The following is a 17,624-nucleotide window of genomic DNA, read 5'->3' as shown; positions in this document are numbered from 1 at the left end:
CGCGCTATGCCTGTTCGCGACCGAGGAATCTTCATGACCCGTCTCTGGTACACCCGTTGCCCTGCGCCGACGCCCTTTGGCATTGCCGCGCAACAAGGATTGCTGCAGGAGGAATTCGCTGCCGACGGCATCGAAGTGAAGGCGTTGCAGGACGCCGAAGATCCGGCCATCCGCCGCTCGCATTTCACGCATACTCAGCCGTGGTCGTTTCGTCAGGGCGGCAATATTCCAGCGCTATGGGCGCGAGCGCAAGGCGGCGACACGCGGCTCATCGGTGTGAGCTGGGTCGATGAGTTTCAGGCGCTCATCACGCTCGATCCGCATCTCGAACCTGCGAGAGCCTCGCTCGTTGGGCGTCGATTCGGATTGCCGATCAATACGACCAGCGAGGTGGTCGATTTTCATCGCGCCACTGCGCTGAGAGGTTTCCACACGCTGCTCGAAGCCATCGACGCCTCGCCTGCCGATGTGGAACTCGTTGATCTGCCACACGCGCCCCGTGGCCTCGCCCACGCAAAACCGGATGAATCCGCGCTGCTCGCCACGTGGCTCGACGCGCAGCGCGCTCACGAGTTTTCGCGCGAGGCGGCGGCGCTGCTGCGCGGCGAGGCCGACGTGGTGTTCGTCAAGGGCGCGACGGGTCTCGACATCGCCAATGTTCTCGGTGCGCGTGTGCTGGTCGAAATCGGCGCGCACCCCGATCGCCGCGCGCACGCGAACAACGGTACGCCGCGTCCGCTCACAGTCGATGCGCAATTGCTGCGCGAACGCCCCGATATCGTCGAACGCGTGCTCGCGCGCACGCTAGACGTTGCCGCGTGGGCCGGCGCGCACCCAGGCGAGGTCACGCGCTATGTCGCGCGCGAAGTGCGCAGCGCCGAGCACTGGGTCACGCGTGCGTATGGCGCTGGCCTGCACAGGCAACTTGCGATCGGGCTCGATGCCGAGGCGCTCGACGCGCTGGAGCACTTCAAGCGCTTTCTCTTCGCACACGGCTTTATCGCGAGCAATTTCGACTTCGCACAATGGGTCGATCCGGCGCCGCTCCAGGCAGCGCTAGCGCGTCGCGCGGAGCGTGCCTGCGCGCTTGCTGGCTAACCTGCCGGCTAACCGATGAGGGCGCCGCCTGGCCGCGCCCATTTCCTCTAATCGCCCTTGCCAATCCGATGATTCCTCTCCTCCTGCGCACAGCGGCGCGCCGTGCCGTTCTGCTGCTCCTCGTCATGGCGAGCGTGGTCGCGCACGTTGCAGCGCACGCACAAACGCGCGGCGGCACGCTCAATTTCGTGGTGACGCCAGAGCCGACGGCGCTCGTGGATATCGCCACAACGGCCGTGAATGTCCTCAAGGTCAGCCCGAAAGTGATCGAAGGGTTGCTCGACTACGACTTCGATCTGAAGCCCAAACCGCTGCTCGCGACCTCATGGGAGATCGAGGATGGCGGCCGCCGCTACGTGTTTCATCTGCGGCGCGGCGTGAAATGGCATGACGGTGCGCCCTTCACTTCCGCCGACGTTGCGTGGTCGATCGAGACGTTGCGCAAGGTGCATCCGCGTGCGCGCACCACGTTCTCGAACGTCACCGCGATTGCTACGCCGGACCCCTATACGGTCGTGCTGACGCTCAGCGAACCCACACCGTGGCTGATTCGAGCGTTCTCGGCCTCGGAAACGGCGATCCTGCCGAAGCACATCTACGAGGGACGGGATGTGCTCGCCAATCCGGCCAATAACGCGCCCATCGGCACGGGACCGTTCCGTTTCGTCAAGTGGGTGCGCGGCAGCTACATCGAATACGCGCGCAACGACGACTACTGGAACACCGGCAAGCCGTACCTGGACCGCATCATCGTGAAGATCATCGCCGATCCTGCTGCGCGGGCGGTGGCGTTCGAGGACGGCTCGGTCGATCTCGGCGGCGATACGCCCGTGCCGCTCGCCGACCTCGATCGCCTCAAGGCCGACCCGACACTCGCCATCGAAACACGCGGCTATGAGTTCCAGGCGGGCGTGGCGCGTATCGAGTTCAATCTCGACAATCCGGTGCTCAAATCGTTGAAGGTGCGTCAGGCGATTGCGTCGGCGATCGATCGCGAAGTCATCCGCAGGGTCATCTACTATGGCTACGGGACGCCCACCGCGAGCCCGCTGATGCCGTCGAATCCCTACTATGACGCGGCCCCCACGCCCTACCCGTTCGATGTGGCGCGCGCGAACCGTCTGCTCGACGAGGCGGGCTATCCGCGCAAGGCCGACGGCGCGCGCTTCGCGCTCACGCTCGACCCGCTGCCCATTGGCGATTTGCCGGCGCGCACGGGCGAATACATCAAGTCGGCGCTCGCCCGCGTGGGCATTGCCGTGACGATCCGCAATCAGGATCTCGCCGCTTATCTGAAGCGCGTGTACACCGACCGGCATTTCGATTTCACCGTGAATGGCATGAGCAATCTGTTCGATCCGGTGGTGGGTGTGGCGCGCTTATATACGACCGACAACTTCCGCCCCGGCGTGCCCTTTACCAACGGCTCGCATTACAGCAACCCGGAAATCGACGGCCTCTTTGTGCAAGCCGCGCGAGAAGGCGACGAAACGAAGCGCAAACAGCAGTTCGCGCAAATCCAGCGCATTCTGGAGCGCGAGCTGCCGGACCTGAATCTCGTCGCGCCGCAGTGGGTCACGCTCGCCTCGAAACGCGTGCACGCCCACAGCATTTCACCCGACGGCACGGCCGCGAGTTTCGCCGATGTCTGGCTTTCGCGGTGAGCGAGCTCACGCCGCACTGTTTGAATGAATCAGGAAAAGTCCATGGAATATCGGCAACTGGGCCATAGCGGCCTGAAAATCTCCACGCTTACGCTCGGCACGATGATGTTCGGCGGACAAACCGACGAAGCCACGGCTGAACGCATCATTGCCGCCGCGCAGGAGCAAGGCGTGAATTCGATCGATACCGCCGACGTCTACCACCAGGGCGGCTCGGAGCGCGTGGTGGGCCGGCATATTGCGCGGCAACGCGACCGCTGGGTGCTCGCAACGAAGTTCGGCAACCCCGTTGGCGACCCGTCCGGTTTCGCGCCCGGCAGCGGCAGCCGCGATATCAACGCGGCCGGCGCTTCGCGCAAGCACGTGATCCGCGCGGTCGAAGCGAGCCTCGCCCGGCTCGACACCGACTATCTGGATCTCGTGTATCTGCATCGCGAGGATCACCACACGCCTGTCGAGGAAACCGTGCGCGCGCTGGGCGATCTGATCGCCGCCGGCAAGCTGCGTCACTACGGTCTCTCGAATCATCGCGCGTGGCGCATTGCGGAGTTCAGCCGGGTGGCCGATTTGCTCGGCGTGCCGCGGCCCGTTGCGAGCCAGCCGCTCTACAACCTCGCCAATCGCCAGGTCGAAGCGGAGCAGTTGAGCGCCGCCTGGCACTACGGACTTGGTGTGATCTCGTACAGCCCGCTCGCACGCGGCGTGCTGACCGGCAAATACGAGCCTGGCGCTCAGCCCGGCGTCGACACGCGCGCGGGGCGTCAAGACCGCCGCCTGAGCGAGACCGAATGGCGGCCGGAAACGATCGAGCTTGCGCGGCGCGTTCAGGCGCATGCGCACGCGCGCAACCTCACTGCCGCGCAGTTTGCGCTGGCGTGGGTGCTCAACAGCCGCTATATCACTTCGGCAATCGCGGGCCCTCGCACCGAAGCGCAATGGCGCGATTATCTGCCCGCGTTGCAATACAAACTCGATGTGGATGACGAAGCATTTGTCGATTCGCTCGTGACAAGCGGCCATCCGTCGACACCGGGATACAACGACCCCGGCCACCCGTTCTTCGGACGCCTCGTGCGCCACGGCGCCGCGCAAGACCCGCGTGCGCCCGGCGGCGAACGCTAATCGCTCAAGGAGTGCACCGTGAACGCATTCACGCCAGACGCCGCGCTCGCGCGCGACGACTTTCAAGCTGCAACATTGATCGAGCGCGCGGCGCTGCTCGGCCGCGCGTTTGCCGCCGTGGCCGACGAGCATGACCGCAACGCCACGCCGCCGCTCGAGCAATTCCGCGCGTTGCGCGAAGCGGGTCTGCTGCGCGCGAATATTGCGTGCAGCGATGGCGGCTTCGGCGCTGGGCTCGCGCTCGCGCGCGCTATCGTCGGCGAAATCGCCTATGGCGATCCCTCGGTCGCGCTCATTCTTTCGATGCACTACAGCCAGCACGCCATGATCGTGCACGACGCGCGCGAAAGCGCGGGCAACTGGCCCGCAGCGCTCGCGCAACGCCTCACGCGGGCGAGCGTGGAAGGCCGCGCGCTCGTCAACGCGGCGCAGGTCGAACCGGCGCTCGGTTCGCCCTCGCACGGAGGCCTGCCCGAAACGCTCGCGCGCCGCGAAGGCGCCACGTGGCGGATCAGCGGACACAAGCTCTATGTGACGGGCGCGCCCTTGCTTACGTGGATCAACGTGCTCGCACGCACAGACGAACCGCAGCCGCGCTTCGGCCACTTCCTCGTGCCACGCGAGGCGGCAGGCGTGCGCATTGTCGAGACCTGGGACCCGCTTGGCATGCGGGCAAGCGCGAGTCACGATGTGGTGTTCACGGATGTGGCGATTCCCGTCGACGATGTCGTGGGCCTGAGGCCGGCCGAGCTTGGCGTGCAGCGCGATCCGCACGCCACCGCGTGGTACTTCAGTCTGGTCGGTACGGTCTACGACGGCGCGGCGCGGGCGGCCCGCGACTGGCTGCTCGCGTTTCTCAACGAGCGCAAGCCCGCTGCGCTAGGGGGTGCCGCGCTCGCCACCGTTCCCATCGTGCAGGAAAGCGTGGGACGCATCGAGATGCTGCTGGCAAGCAACGACTGGCTGCTGCGCACCCATGCCGAAGCGGTCGACGCAGGCGCCGAACCTGCCACGCTTTCCGCCGTCGTCAAGCACAATGTGGTGGACAACGCCATTCAGGCCGTGGATATCGCGCTCGAACTCGCGGGCAATCATGGCATTGCGCGGCACAATTCCCTCGAACGGCATCATCGCAATGTGCAATGCGCGCGCATTCACGCGCCGTCCAACAGCTTGCTGCGCGCCATGGCGGCGCGTCGCGCGCTGGGCTTGTGAGAAAGCCCAGGCGCACGCGGGTCGGATCGCAAATAGGTCAAGCTAGACGATTCCCGGCGCCGCCGCTTCAAGCACGTTCACGCGCTTCGGAATCAGTTTGAGGTCGAAGAAGGTATTGGCGATCTGCTGTTGCTCCGCGAGGATGGCTTTCGTGATCGGGCCCGTGCCAAACTGCACGCGGCCGATCGCCTCGCTGACCACGTCGTTGGGCAGCCCCCACAACTGCGCGAGTTGAGTGGCGAGCGCGGCCCGGTTAGCCTGCCCCCATTGATCGATCTGACTCAATTCTTCGATGAGAATCTTGATGACGTCGGGGTTTTGCTTTGCATAGCTGAGCGACGAGAAATAGTAGGCCCGGTTGCCGACCACACCGGTCGCATCGGCGAGGATGCGGGCGTCGAGCGTTTTTTGCGCGGCGGCGAGAAACGGATCCCAGATCACCCACGCATCGATGGAGCCGCGCTCGAAAGCCGCGCGCGCATCGGCGGGCGCGAGGAACACGACTTTCACATCGCCATATTGAATGTTGTGCGCTTGCAGCAGCTTCACGAGGAAGTAGTGGACGTTGCTGCCGCGATTGAGCGCGATCGTTTTGCCCTTGAGATCCGCCACGCTGCGAATGCCCGAAGCGTGCGGCACGAGCACCGCTTCCGATTGCGGGCGCGGCACCGTGGCCGCGACATAGGCGAGCGGCGCACCGGCCGCCTGCGCGAAGATGGGCGGCGCCTCTCCCACGTCGCCAAAATCGATCGAGCCTACGTTGAGGGCTTCGAGTTGCACGGGCCCCGCATCGAACTCTGTCCACGTGAGCGCGACACCCAGCGGCGCGAGCCGTTTCTCTAGCGTTCCACGTCCTTTCAGCAGGCTCAGATAGCCTTTCTGATTGCCGATGCGCAGCGTGCGCGATGCGCCGGCCGCGCGGGCGGGAAGCGCGCCGAGCACAGGCAAAGCGGCGAGCGCGGCGGCTCCGGCTGAGATTCGAATGAAGTTGCGGCGTGCGTTCATGCGCGGCTGCCTCGGCAGTGAATAAGAAAGAAGCCGATGTTATAAGCCGCGCGCCAGCGTGAAAACCATCAAATACTGCGCTTCTAATTCCCGTTAAAGATAACAGCGCGGCCGCGCAATCCATGCGGGCAGCCGATATGCAAATCTCGATTTGATATTGGCCGCGCCAGGAAGCCACAACCATAATCGGCTTTCCAAACCTTGTAGTCACTCATCATGATAAATCGATTAGTTATCCAAACGGTGTTTTCCACTATCGCGCTGTTTGCGCTGCCATTGCCTGCTGTGCACGCCGCCGGCAGCGCCGCGCACGTGTTGCGCGTCGGCTTTGTGCCCGGTCCGTACGCCGACGAATTCCGCGAAGGCGTCGAGCCGCAGCTCAAGCGCAAGGGTTACATCATCCAGTACGTGAATTTCAGCACCGGGCTCGAAGCGAATCAGGCCGTGTGGCACGGCGAGATCGCCGCCGATGTGATGCAGCACAGCGTCTATCTGAAGGCCTACAACGACCGCAACGGCACCGATCTCGTGGGCGTCGTGCAGGTGCCGACGCCGCCCATGGGCCTCTACTCTACCCGTCATCATTCGCTCTCGGAGGTGAAATCCGGCGCAACGGTCGCGGTGCCCAACGATCCCGTCAACCTCGAACGCGCGCTCAAGATTCTTCAGGCGATTGGCTGGATACGCATTCGCGAGAATCCCAATCCCGTCGATGTTTCCGAGCGTGACGTGATCGCTAACCCCGCTGGCATCCGCATCGTCCCGCTCGAAACCGCGCAGGCTCCGCGGGCACTCGAAGACGTGGATTTCGCGGCGATCCAGGGCAACTTCGCCATTTCGAGCGGGCACCGCCTGACCGAAGCACTGGCGCTCGAGCAAATGCGCTCGCCTTACGTGAATCAAGTGGTCGTCAAATCGGCGAATCGCAATTCACAGGAGACCGCCGATATCGTCGCGGCCTACCAGTCGGATGAATTCCGGGCGGCGATCCTGCGCAACCCGACCTGGCAGGGCTACCGCTTGCCCGATTACTTCCCGCACTAAATCGTTCGATGTTCGCGATGTTTTAGCCTCGATCCTGGCTTGAAAAGCCCCATAACCATGAAAAAAACACTTCTCGCGCTATCTACGATTGCACTGTCGCCGCCCGCCGCCTATGCCCAAAGCAGCGTGACGCTCTACGGCATCGTCACAGGCAACGTGACTTACACGAACAATGTTCAAACGGCAGCCACGCCCGCCGGCGGCAAGCCCACGGGCGGCGGCCAGGTCGCCCAGTTCGACAGCGGCACCTCGGGGCCGAGTTCGAGCCGCTGGGGCCTGAAAGGCACCGAGGATCTGGGCGGCAGTGTGAAGACGCTGTTCGTGCTCGAAAGCGGCTTTAGCGTGAGCAATGGCACGCTCGGCCAGGGCGGTACGCTGTTCGGCCGTCAGGCCTGGGTGGGGATCACGGCGCCCAGTTACGGCACGGCATCGCTCGGGCGCCAGTCCGACGCCGCGGTGGATTATGTCTCGCCGCTGCTTTACGCCTGGTACTTCGGCAACCTCGCGATCCATCCGGCAGATTATGACAACCTGAACTTCACGCACCGCATCAACAACGCGATCAAATATAGTTCGGACTCCTTCGGAGGATTCCGGTTCGGCGCGCTATACAGCCTGGGCGGGATTGCCGGCAACGTCACGCAGAACCAGTACTGGTCCGCTGGCTTCAACTATACCGGGCCGAGCGTTGCGGTCGCGGCGTCCATCATCAATGCGCGTAATCCGAACACTTCGCTCTATGGCACGAACGCGAATGCGAGCGCGACCGGCAACAATCTCGGCTCCGCAGGTTCCGCCACGACGCCTGCATCGAACCCGTCGATCTCGGGATTCGCCTCCGCCCGCACGCAGCAGACGGTCGCCGTGGCCTCGACCTGGACGATCGGTTCGGCCATCCTGGGCCTCGCATGGTCCAACACGCAATACCGCGACCTCGGCGCCACCGCCGCGCTCAACACGCAGAACTACCGCGGCACAGCCTCGTTCAATACGGTCGGTGCGAGCGTGCGTTACCAGGTCACGCCGTTTCTGCGCGTAGGCACGTCGTTCGACTATACGAACGGCGGCAACCTGAACGGCGGGGGCGGCGCGCGTTATGAGCAGTGGAACCTCGGCGCCGGCTATTCGCTCTCGAAGGCCACCGAACTGTACGCAACGGCCGCGTATCAGCACGCAAGCGGCGTCGACTCGTGGGGCCGCGAAGCGGTCGCGGACATCGGCTATCTGTCGCCTTCGACAACGGCGAATCAGGTTGCGGTGTCTGCCGGCATCAAGCACCTGTTCTAACCCTCCATACGGGCCGCCGCCGGTTCGGCCTGGCGGCGGCCCGGTTGTCCACCCTGTTGGACAATGTGGCGTTCCTTTGGACGCGCACGCCCATCCGCCCTACGATGCGTGTCGCGACTCCCACTCCGGAATGCCTGCCATGTCCTCAACATCCGCTTATCTTCCGCACGATCTCGATCGCGCGCTGCTCGTCGGCCGCGTCTGGCGGCCCACGCCAGAGGGCGACGGACCTTGCGTCGTCGTCGTGCGCGGCGGCATGGTCTTCGATATTTCGCAGGTTGCACCCACCACGGCGGACTTGTTCGAGTACGAAGACATGCTCGATGTCGTGCGCCACACGCCAGGCGAGCCGCTCGGCACGGCCGAGGCGCTGCTCGAGCACAGCCTCGCGGGCGAGCGTCCCGCAGACCGCCCTTCGCTGCTCGCGCCGTGCGACCTGCAGCCCATCAAGGCTTGCGGCGTGACGTTCGCCGTGAGTCTTCTGGAGCGCGTGATCGAAGAGCAAGCCGGCGGCGATCCTGCCAAAGCGCAGGACGTGCGTGCGGAAATCACGAATCTGATCGGCGCCGACCTTTCGAAAATCAAGCCCGGTTCCGAGGCGGCGATCAAGCTCAAGGAAGAGCTTCAGCGCCGTGGCGCGTGGTCGCAATACATGGAAGTCGGCATCGGCCCGGACGCCGAGGTGTTCTCGAAGTCGCAGCCGATGTCCTCGGTCGGGTTCGGCGCCGATATCGGCCTGCATCCCGCCTCTGCGTGGAATAACCCCGAGCCCGAGATCGTGCTCGCAGTGAACAGCCGCGGCGACGTGGTCGGCGCGACGCTCGGCAACGACGTCAATCTGCGCGATATCGAAGGCCGCTCCGCGCTGCTGCTCGGCAAATGCAAGGACAACAACGGCTCGTGCGCCATTGGCCCGTTCATTCGTCTATTCGACGAAACCTTCACGCTCGACACGGTTCGCGCCACCAGCGTTTCGCTTCGCGTAGAAGGGGCTGACGACGACTTCCTGCTCGAAGGCGTGAGCCACATGCAGGAAATCAGCCGCGACCCGCTCGATCTCGTCTCGCAGGCATGGGGCCGCCACCATCAGTATCCGGACGGGTTCATGCTGTTCCTCGGCACGATGTTCTCGCCGATCAAGGACCGCGACGCGCCCGGCGGCGGTTTCACCCATCACCTCGGCGACCGGGTCACGATCAGCGCGCCGCCGCTTGGCGCCATCGTCAACACCGTGCGCCTTTGCACTGAAATCGAACCGTGGACGTTCGGCGTGCGCGCCCTTTATGTCAATCTCGCCGAGCGCGGTCTCTTTTAACCCGGAGTGAACACGTAATGCAGACAGAAAACCACGCGCCCTTCGCGCGCATCGACGAAGCCGCCGCACTCGCGCACGAAGCCCAGGCGACTTACGGCGCGGCTTCGCGCGCCGTGCGCAGCGCGCTGCTGCGCGGCCTCGCCGACGCGCTGGAGCGCGATGCAGCCCAGCTTGTTGCCATCGCCGATGAAGAAACCTCGCTTGGCGCCGCGCGTTTGAACGGCGAACTCGCACGCACCGCATTCCAGCTGCGCGGCTTTGCCGAGCGCGTGGAAGCAGGCATCGCCCATCGCCAGGTCGACGACGCGGCCGTGCCCGGCGCGCCGCCCGCGGGCCGCCCGCATCTCACGCGTGTACAGGTGCCGCTCGGTCCTGTCGCGATGTTCTCGGCGAGCAATTTTCCGTTCGCGTTCTCGGTGCTCGGCGGCGATACGGCTGCCGCGCTCGCAGCGGGTTGCACGGTGATCGTCAAGCCGCATTCGGGGCATCCCGAACTCTCGCGCCGCGTGCATGCGCTCGCCGCTGGCGTGCTGCGCGAACAGGGCTTGCCGCAAGGCGTGATCGCGTTCGTCGATCAGGCTTCGCGTGAAGCGGCCGTGCATCTCGTGAGTCATGCCGATGTCGCCGCGGTGGCGTTCACGGGTTCGTATCAGGGTGGCGTGGCGCTGTGGCGCGCGGCCAATGCGCGCCGCCGGCCGATTCCGTTTTACGGCGAACTCGGCTCGATCAATCCGCTCGTCGTGCTGCCGCAAGCGCTCGCGGAAGGTATCGACACGCCCGCCGCAACCCTCGCCGCTTCGATCACGATGGGCTGCGGGCAGTTCTGCACGAGCCCGGGGCTGATCGTCGTGCGCGACGACGCAGACGGCGAGCGCTTTGCAGAAGCACTGGCGCAGGCGCTGTCCACGCAAAAGCCGCATGCGATGCTCACGGCCGCCATGCGCCGCGGCTTCGAAAGCGCTGCTGCGCATATCGCGAGCCAGGCGGGCGTGCGCGTGCGTCTCGCCGCGCCGGCACAGAACGAGGAAGCCGCAGCGCCCGCGCCGCGTCTGTTCGAAACCGACGCGCAGACGTTCATCACCAACGCGGCGCTGCACGAGGAGATGTTCGGCCCGGCTGCGTTGATCGTGAAGGTGCGCGACGAAGCGCAAACGCTTGACGTGCTCGCGGCAGTCGAGGGCTCGCTCACGGTCACGCTGTGGGGCGCGCAAGCCGATACGCCGGCGAATCGCGCGCTCGCAGCGGCTGCGCAACGTATTGCGGGGCGCGTGCTGTTCGGCAGTGTGCCGACGGGTGTCGCCGTGTGCGACGCGCAGCAGCACGGCGGCCCGTGGCCAGCTTCGACGCAGCCGCAAACCACCTCGGTAGGCTATGCGGCGATCGAGCGCTTCCTGCGCCCCGTCGCGTTGCAGGATGCGCCGCAGTGGGCCATCGCGGCGACCAGCGGAACGGTGTAAGGCAGTAGCCGCACAATTGAAGCAGTAAAGAAAAGCGGAGACCGGATATCGAAACCGGTCTCCGCTTTTCATTCATCGCGTCAAACCGCCCCTCGTTACTCGACACTCGCAGCGTGCTTCGGGACGGCAGGCACGGCAACGGCCGCCGCGAGGCCCGCGGCAGCAAACGCGTAGCAATGCGCGTAGAAATTCCACGGCGGCGGCGCATCCGCTTGCGCCTAATCGCCCTATGCCTGGCCCCCAGCCAATGCCGGTCGCCCGAATTGAATCTGGCGATCAAACCGCCATGCACAGGTACTTGATGACGAGATAGTCATCAATGCCGTAGTGCGACCCTTCCCTGCCCAGACCCGACTGCTTCACACCGCCAAACGGCGCGACCTCGTTCGAGATCAATCCGGTATTGATGCCCACCATGCCGTATTCGAGTTGCTCGGCCACGCGCCAGATGCGGCCGATATCGCGGCTGTAGAAGTAGGCGGCGAGCCCGAACTCCGTGTCGTTGGCGAGCTTCACCACTTCTTCGTCGCTCGAGAAACGGAACAGCGGCGCGAGCGGGCCGAACGTCTCTTCTCTCGCCACATCCATTTGCGCGGTGACGCCGGTCAGCACCGTGGGCTCGAAGAAGCCATGGCCGAGCGCGTGGCGCTTGCCGCCCGTGGCGAGCGTTGCGCCTTTCCCTACCGCATCGGCGATATGCGCTTCGACTTTCTTGACCGCCGCCTCGTTGATGAGCGGTCCCAGCGTGACGCCGCCCTCCATGCCGTGCCCGACCTTCAGCCCCTGCACGGCGTGAGCCAGCTTCGAGGCGAACGCGTCATAAACGCGCTCATGCACGTAGAAGCGGTTCGTGCAGACGCACGTTTGCCCGTTGTTGCGATACTTCGAGGCGATCGCGCCTTCCACCGCGGCGTCGAGATCGGCATCGTCGAATACGATAAAGGGCGCGTTGCCGCCGAGTTCGAGCGTCACTTTCTTCACCGTGGGCGCGCTTTGCGCCATCAGCAATCGGCCCACCCCCGTCGACCCGGTGAACGAGAGTTTGCGAACCACAGGACTGCTTGTCATTGCGCCACCAATCGCCTTGGGGTCGCCGGTGACGATGTTGAGCACGCCCCTGGGCACGCCGGCCCGCTCCGCCAGCACAGCGAGTGCCAGAGCCGAGAACGGTGTGGCTTCAGCAGGCTTCACGACGATGGGGCAGCCCGCCGCGAGCGCCGGGCCCACCTTGCGGGTAATCATTGCAGTGGGGAAATTCCACGGCGTGATAGCGGCGCAAACGCCGATCGGCTCCTTGATGACCACGAGCCGCTTGTCCGCTGCGGGCGTGGCGAGCGTGTCGCCCGCCACGCGCTTGCCCTCCTCGGCGAACCACTCGATGAACGATGCACCGTATGTGATCTCGCCTTTCGCTTCCGCAAGCGGCTTGCCCTGTTCAGCGGTCAGGATCAGCGCGAGGTCGTCGGCGTGCTCGATCATGAGTTCGTACCAGCGGCGCATGACGAGCGCCCGCTCCTTGGCCGTGCGGGCGCGCCATGCTGGCCACGCCGCATTGGCCGCGTCGATGGCCCGCGCCGTTTCAGCTTCTCCCATCAAAGGAACGCTGCCGAGCGTTACGCCCGTAGCCGGGTCGAGCACGTCGAAACTCGCGCCCGAGTCGGCGGAACACCATTGGCCATCGATATAAGCTTGATTGCGCAGAAGCGCCGCGTCCTTCAACAGGGTCTTCAAATCCACGTTACCTTCCTTCGATGCATAAAAATCGGTTTGATTCGATGCCAATTAATCAGTACAGCCAGGCGCGTATCAACCCGCCTGCCGCCACAACGCATGCTCGTGCCCTTCCGCCAGCAGCTTGCGTGCGATCTCGGCCACTCTGTCCACGTGCGCGATTGCGGCCGCGCGCGCACCGGCCGCGTTTCCGGCTTGAATGGCGGAGAGAATCTGGTGCATTTCGTCGACGGCCTGGCGGCCGCGGTCGTCGGAAGCGATCGTCAGCGCTCTCAACCGGTTGATACGCGCCGTGAGCGACTGCACGATTTCCCAGGCCACGCGCTTTTGCCCGGCAACGAACATGCGCTCGTAGAACGCTGTAGTGAGCGCCCTGACGGCCTGATGGTCCTGCGCTTCGAAAGCCGCCTGAATCTGGTCGATGAAGCCCGCGAGTTCGGCGACGATGCGCTCGTCGGCGTGCTGTGCGCAGGCCATGGCGGCCTCGCCTTCGAGCAATGCGCGTATTTCGTAGATCTCGGCCGCCGTTTCGAAGTCGAGCACGGCAACGATCGGCCCCTGGTTCGGTATCGAATCGACGAGCCCTTCCGTTTCCAGATGCCGCAAGACTTCGCGCACGACGGTGCGGCTCACGCCGAGAATCTCGCAGAGCGAGCGCTCCACCAGCCGCTCGCCCGGATGAAAATGCGCCTCCAGGATGGCCGTGCGCATTTTTTCGAGGGCGAGTTCGCGCAACGTGGCCGTGGGGCGTTCGACCTTCAGCGATGACAGTGCGTCACTCATGACTGCCGCCGTCAAGCTTGCGCGAAGAGGCGCACGTCGCGCGCGTCCCAGTCGACGAGCGCCTGTGTGCCAACGATGATGCCGCCGTCGTGACGGTGCGCCGCCGGCATGCGGATCGAAATCTCCTGCTGCCAGGGCGTGGCCACCGCGTAGTGCATGGCGTCGCCGAGGTAGGTGACGTCGCGCACGGTCACGGGCAAACCAGCCCCGTTTGCGCCTTGCAGCGAGCTAATGCGCATTTGCTCCGGGCGGATCATCAGCGTGCCATCGTCGCCTGCCGTGAGCGACGGATTGAACGCGTCCGAAGCGATCTCATGGCCATTGGGGAACACGCCGTTCATACGCCCTTCGCTGTTCTTCGTGACCTTCACGGGCAGGAAATTCGAATTGCCGATGAAGCTCGCGACAAAGCGCGAAGCCGGATTCGCATACAGCTCTTCGCCGGTACCCACCTGCTCGATACGGCCTTTGTTGAACACGGCAATGCGGTCGGAAAGACGCAGCGCTTCTTCCTGATCGTGCGTGACGTAGAGAATCGTCACGCCCGTTTCCTGGTGAATGCGGCGCAATTCAAGCTGGATTTCCTCGCGCAGCTTCTTGTCGAGTGCGGAGAGCGGTTCGTCCATCAGCAGCACGGGCGGATCGTAGGCCAGCGCGCGCGCAATGGCCACGCGCTGCTGCTGCCCGCCCGAAAGCTGTGCGGGCATGCGGTCGCGGCATTCGGAAAGATGCACGAGCTTAAGCATCTTTTCCACTTTCGCCTTGACTTCGGCTTCGGGGCGGCGGCGCACGCGCAGCGGAAACGCCACGTTCTCGCCTACCGTGAGGTGCGGGAAGAGCGTATAGCGCTGAAAAACCATACCGATGTTGCGCTTGTTGGGCGCGACCGCCAGCAGCGGCTTGCCGTCGAGCAGCACGCGCCCTTCGGTGGGCTCCTGGAAGCCCGCGACGATATAAAGCGTCGTGCTCTTGCCCGACCCCGACGGTCCGAGGAAGGTCATGAATTCGCCCTTGCGCACATCGAGCGACACCTGGTCGATGGCGACGACGTCGTCGTAGGTCTTGCGCAGGCGCTGGATTTGCAGGAATGCAGTCATGGCTTGTTTACCTCGGTTAGCGGCCGCGGCGCAGTACGGCGCCCGCCAGCATCAATAACGTTGTCAACGCAACGAGCAGCGAAGACGCCGCTGCAACGACGGGCGTGAGGTCCTGGCGCAGCGTGGACCAGATCCGCACGGGCAGCGTCTGCAGCGTGGGGCTCGACATGAAGATGGACACGACCACTTCGTCCCACGAAGCGAGGAACGAGAAGATCGCGGCCGCGTAGATGCCGAGCCGGATGGCCGGCAGCGTGACCTTCAGCTTCACCGTGAGCGGCGAGGCGCCGCAAATGAGCGCCGCGTCTTCGAGCGACGTGTCGAAGCTCGTAAGCGAGTTGCTGATCGAGATGATCGAGAACGGCAACGCGATGATCAGGTGGCCGATCACGAAGCCCGTCATCGTGCCGTTCATGCCGATGCGCAGAACGAATGCATAGAGCGCGACCGCGAGCACCACGACCGGCAGCACCATCGGCGTGATGAAGAAGGCCTGCACCGCGCCGCGCCCGCGGAACTTGCCGCGTACGAGCGCAAGCGAAGCGAGAAAGCCGATTCCAACGGAGAGCACCGTGACGATTACGGCGAGCTTTGCGCTCGTGAGCAGCGAGTCGATCCAGCCCGGATCGGTGAAGAGCTGGCGGTACCACTCGAGAGTCCAGCCCGGCGCCGGAAAAATAAGCCATTGCGAGTCGCCGAATGAGAGCGCGACGATAAAGACAATGGGCAACAGGAGAAACAGCGCGACGGCCCCGCCCACGGCGAGCAACAACCAGCGCAGTGCGCCCAGACGATCGAAATCGAGCAACATGTCAGCGCCCTCCGAGACTTGCGCGCGCATTGCGCGTGAAGCGCAGTTGCAGCGCATAGAGCGAGAGCGTCACGGCGAGCAGCACGAATGCGGCAGCGCCGGCGAGGCCCCAGTTCAGCAGCTCCTGCACGAGCTGCGCAATGAGTTCCGCGAGCATCATGTACGACGGACCGCCCAGCAGCGCGGGCGTGACGAAGTAGCCCAGCGCCATCACGAACACCATCAACGCCCCCGAGGCCACGCCCGGCATGGCGAGCGGCACGAGAATGCGCCAGAACGCCTGCCAGCGGCTCGCGCCACACACGGCGGCGGCGCGCAGCGTCGAAGGGTCGATGCTGCGCAGCGTGGCGTGCAGCGGCATCACGAGAAACGGCAGCATGATGTAAGTCATGCCAATCGTTACGCCCGTGAGGTTGTTGACGAGCGAGAGCGGCTCATGGATCACGCCGATCGCCATCAGCATGCGGTTGATCGGGCCGGTTTCCTGGAGCAGCACCATCCACGCGAAGGTCCGCGCGAGCAGGTTGGTCCACATCGACAGCAGCAGGATCGCGAAGAACACGCCGCTGACCTTGCGCGGCGCGATGGCGAGCAGCCACGCCACCGGGAAGCCCACGAGCAGCGTGACGAGCGTCACGACCGTCGCCACGAGAAACGTATTGCCGAACACGCGCAAATAGGTGGTCGAGCCGAGCAGTTGCTGATAGTTGTGCAGGCCAGGTGTGGGCTCCAGCACGCTGCGCAGCAGCAGCGAGAGCACCGGCAGCAGGAAGAAGATCACGAGCAGCAGCATGGCGGGCGTCAGCAGCCGCATGCTGCGCCAGTCGCGCCGCTTGCGCGTGGCCGCCGCAGCCGGGTGCGCGACGGTACTCAATACGTTAGGCATGATGTCTCCAATGTCTCCGGTATTCCCGGTTTGCCGCGTAGCAGCCTCTATCGGGCCTGGCTTACTTCGATTGCCACGCGTACCAGCGCTTCGCAATCGCGTCGCGGTTCTCGGCCCAGTACTTCATGTCGAGATTGATCTGCGATTCCTTGTATTGATCGGGCAGCGTCTTCGCCATGGCCGGCGACATGAGCGCGGCCGACTTCACGTTGATCGGCGCGTAACCCGTATCGGCTGCGAATTTGGCCTGGGCCTGCGGGCTCGTCGCGGCCGCGAGATACTTCATCGCCGCGTCGCGGTGCTTCGCGCCCTTCGGGATCACGAGCATGTCGGCGGCGGTGAGGTTCTGGTTCCACGAGATGCCAACGGGCACGCCGGTTTGCGCGAGCGCGTGCAGGCGGCCGTTCCAGAACATGCCGATCGGTGCCTCGCCCGAAGCGAGCAGCTGCTGCGACTGCGCACCGCCGCTCCACCAGACGATGTCGCTCTTGATCGTGTCGAGTTTCTTGAACGCGCGGTCGAGGTCGAGCGGATAGAGCTTGTTGGGCGGCACGCCGTCGGCGAGCAGCGCGATTTCCAGCACGCCCGGTGCCGACCACTTATAGAACGTGCGCTTGCCCGGGAAGCGCTTCGTGTCGAAGAGATCCGCCCACGTTTGCGGCTGCGCGCCCGTGTATTTCGCCTTGTTGTAGCCGAGCACGAACGAGTAATAGAAGCTGCCCACCGCGGCCTGCGAAGCGAAGCGCGGGTCCAGTTCGTCCTTCTTCACCACCGAATAATCGATCGGCTCGATCAGGCCGGCCTTCTGCGCGGCATAGGCGAAGTCGCCCTCCACGTCCACGACGTCCCAGCTCACGTTGCCGCTGTCGACCATTGCCTTGAGCTTGCCGTAGTCGGTCGGGCCGTCCATCAGCACGGTAATGCCGCTTGCCTGCGTGAACGGCTGCGCCCAATCCTTTTGTTGCGACGATTGCGTGGTGCCTCCCCAGCTCGTGAAGACGATGGGGTCTGCGGCCAGTGCCGGTGCGACTGCGAATGTCGTTGCGCAGGCAACGAACAAGGGCGCGATAAACGTGGTGCTTCTGCTGCTCATGGCTGTCTCCGGGGAA

15 protein-coding genes are annotated in these 17,624 nt (G+C 64.6%); 8 read left to right on the top strand and 7 right to left on the bottom strand.

Features of this window, described 5'->3' with window-relative positions; all coding sequences use genetic code 11:
• Nucleotides 1-33 precede the first annotated feature (33 nt).
• From VSR72_RS15175 to VSR72_RS15160, 4 genes are all read left to right on the top strand, one after another.
• Nucleotides 34-1,098 (top strand): ABC transporter substrate-binding protein, encoded by a 1,065-nt coding sequence (locus tag VSR72_RS15175; RefSeq protein ID WP_342953155.1) that lies wholly within the window; start codon nt 34-36, stop codon nt 1,096-1,098.
• A 68-nt stretch (nt 1,099-1,166) separates the two neighbouring features.
• Nucleotides 1,167-2,762: an ABC transporter substrate-binding protein gene (locus VSR72_RS15170; RefSeq protein ID WP_342953154.1), complete on the top strand. Its 1,596-nt coding sequence runs from the start codon at nt 1,167-1,169 to the stop codon at nt 2,760-2,762.
• A gap of 42 nt (nt 2,763-2,804) precedes the next feature.
• Entirely contained in the window at nt 2,805-3,884 is a 1,080-nt protein-coding gene (locus VSR72_RS15165; RefSeq protein WP_342953153.1) for an aldo/keto reductase, read from the top strand.
• Between the two features lie 18 nt (nt 3,885-3,902).
• Nucleotides 3,903-5,099 (top strand): acyl-CoA dehydrogenase family protein, encoded by a 1,197-nt coding sequence (locus VSR72_RS15160; protein WP_342953152.1) that lies wholly within the window; start codon nt 3,903-3,905, stop codon nt 5,097-5,099.
• A gap of 42 nt (nt 5,100-5,141) precedes the next feature.
• On the opposite strand, the gene VSR72_RS15155 is transcribed toward VSR72_RS15160, so the two are convergent.
• A complete protein-coding gene (locus VSR72_RS15155) occupies nt 5,142-6,104 on the bottom strand; it encodes a sulfonate ABC transporter substrate-binding protein (protein ID WP_342953151.1) in 963 nt (320 codons plus the stop codon).
• Between the two features lie 243 nt (nt 6,105-6,347).
• On the opposite strand from VSR72_RS15155, the gene VSR72_RS15150 reads away from it, so the two are divergent.
• The 4 genes from VSR72_RS15150 (at nt 6,348) to VSR72_RS15135 (ending at nt 11,207) form a co-directional block, all read left to right on the top strand.
• Nucleotides 6,348-7,148, top strand: a complete 801-nt coding sequence (locus tag VSR72_RS15150) for a MetQ/NlpA family ABC transporter substrate-binding protein (RefSeq protein ID WP_342953150.1) — start codon at nt 6,348-6,350, stop codon at nt 7,146-7,148.
• Nucleotides 7,149-7,205: 57 nt separating this feature from the next.
• Nucleotides 7,206-8,435: a porin gene (locus VSR72_RS15145; protein WP_342953149.1), complete on the top strand. Its 1,230-nt coding sequence runs from the start codon at nt 7,206-7,208 to the stop codon at nt 8,433-8,435.
• Between the two features lie 139 nt (nt 8,436-8,574).
• The gene (locus VSR72_RS15140) at nt 8,575-9,750 is read left to right on the top strand and encodes a fumarylacetoacetate hydrolase family protein (protein WP_342953148.1); all 1,176 of its coding nucleotides are present in this window, start codon (nt 8,575-8,577) and stop codon (nt 9,748-9,750) included.
• 17 nt (nt 9,751-9,767) lie between these two features.
• Nucleotides 9,768-11,207 (top strand): aldehyde dehydrogenase (NADP(+)), encoded by a 1,440-nt coding sequence (locus VSR72_RS15135; protein ID WP_342953147.1) that lies wholly within the window; start codon nt 9,768-9,770, stop codon nt 11,205-11,207.
• A 276-nt stretch (nt 11,208-11,483) separates the two neighbouring features.
• Here the strand turns inward: VSR72_RS15135 and VSR72_RS15130 are convergent, their stop codons facing one another.
• The 6 genes from VSR72_RS15130 to VSR72_RS15105 form a co-directional block, all read right to left on the bottom strand.
• Nucleotides 11,484-12,944 (bottom strand): NAD-dependent succinate-semialdehyde dehydrogenase, encoded by a 1,461-nt coding sequence (locus tag VSR72_RS15130; RefSeq protein ID WP_342953146.1) that lies wholly within the window; start codon nt 12,942-12,944, stop codon nt 11,484-11,486.
• 69 nt (nt 12,945-13,013) lie between these two features.
• A complete protein-coding gene (locus VSR72_RS15125) occupies nt 13,014-13,721 on the bottom strand; it encodes a GntR family transcriptional regulator (RefSeq protein WP_342953145.1) in 708 nt (235 codons plus the stop codon).
• Nucleotides 13,722-13,732: 11 nt separating this feature from the next.
• Nucleotides 13,733-14,818, bottom strand: a complete 1,086-nt coding sequence (locus VSR72_RS15120; RefSeq protein ID WP_342953144.1) for an ABC transporter ATP-binding protein — start codon at nt 14,816-14,818, stop codon at nt 13,733-13,735.
• A 16-nt stretch (nt 14,819-14,834) separates the two neighbouring features.
• Entirely contained in the window at nt 14,835-15,629 is a 795-nt protein-coding gene (locus VSR72_RS15115; RefSeq protein WP_342953143.1) for an ABC transporter permease, read from the bottom strand.
• 1 nt (nt 15,630) lies between these two features.
• Complete coding sequence (locus VSR72_RS15110) at nt 15,631-16,515, bottom strand: ABC transporter permease (RefSeq protein WP_342953142.1); 885 nt, start codon at nt 16,513-16,515, stop codon at nt 15,631-15,633.
• Between the two features lie 61 nt (nt 16,516-16,576).
• Complete coding sequence (locus VSR72_RS15105) at nt 16,577-17,608, bottom strand: ABC transporter substrate-binding protein (protein WP_342953141.1); 1,032 nt, start codon at nt 17,606-17,608, stop codon at nt 16,577-16,579.
• Nucleotides 17,609-17,624 lie beyond the last annotated feature (16 nt).

The organism is Paraburkholderia sp. JHI869 (genome assembly GCF_038900775.1).
In the GTDB taxonomy this organism is placed as follows: domain Bacteria; phylum Pseudomonadota; class Gammaproteobacteria; order Burkholderiales; family Burkholderiaceae; genus Paraburkholderia.
Note: the sequence above shows the minus strand (reverse complement) of the source record. Positions and strands in the feature narration are given on the sequence as shown.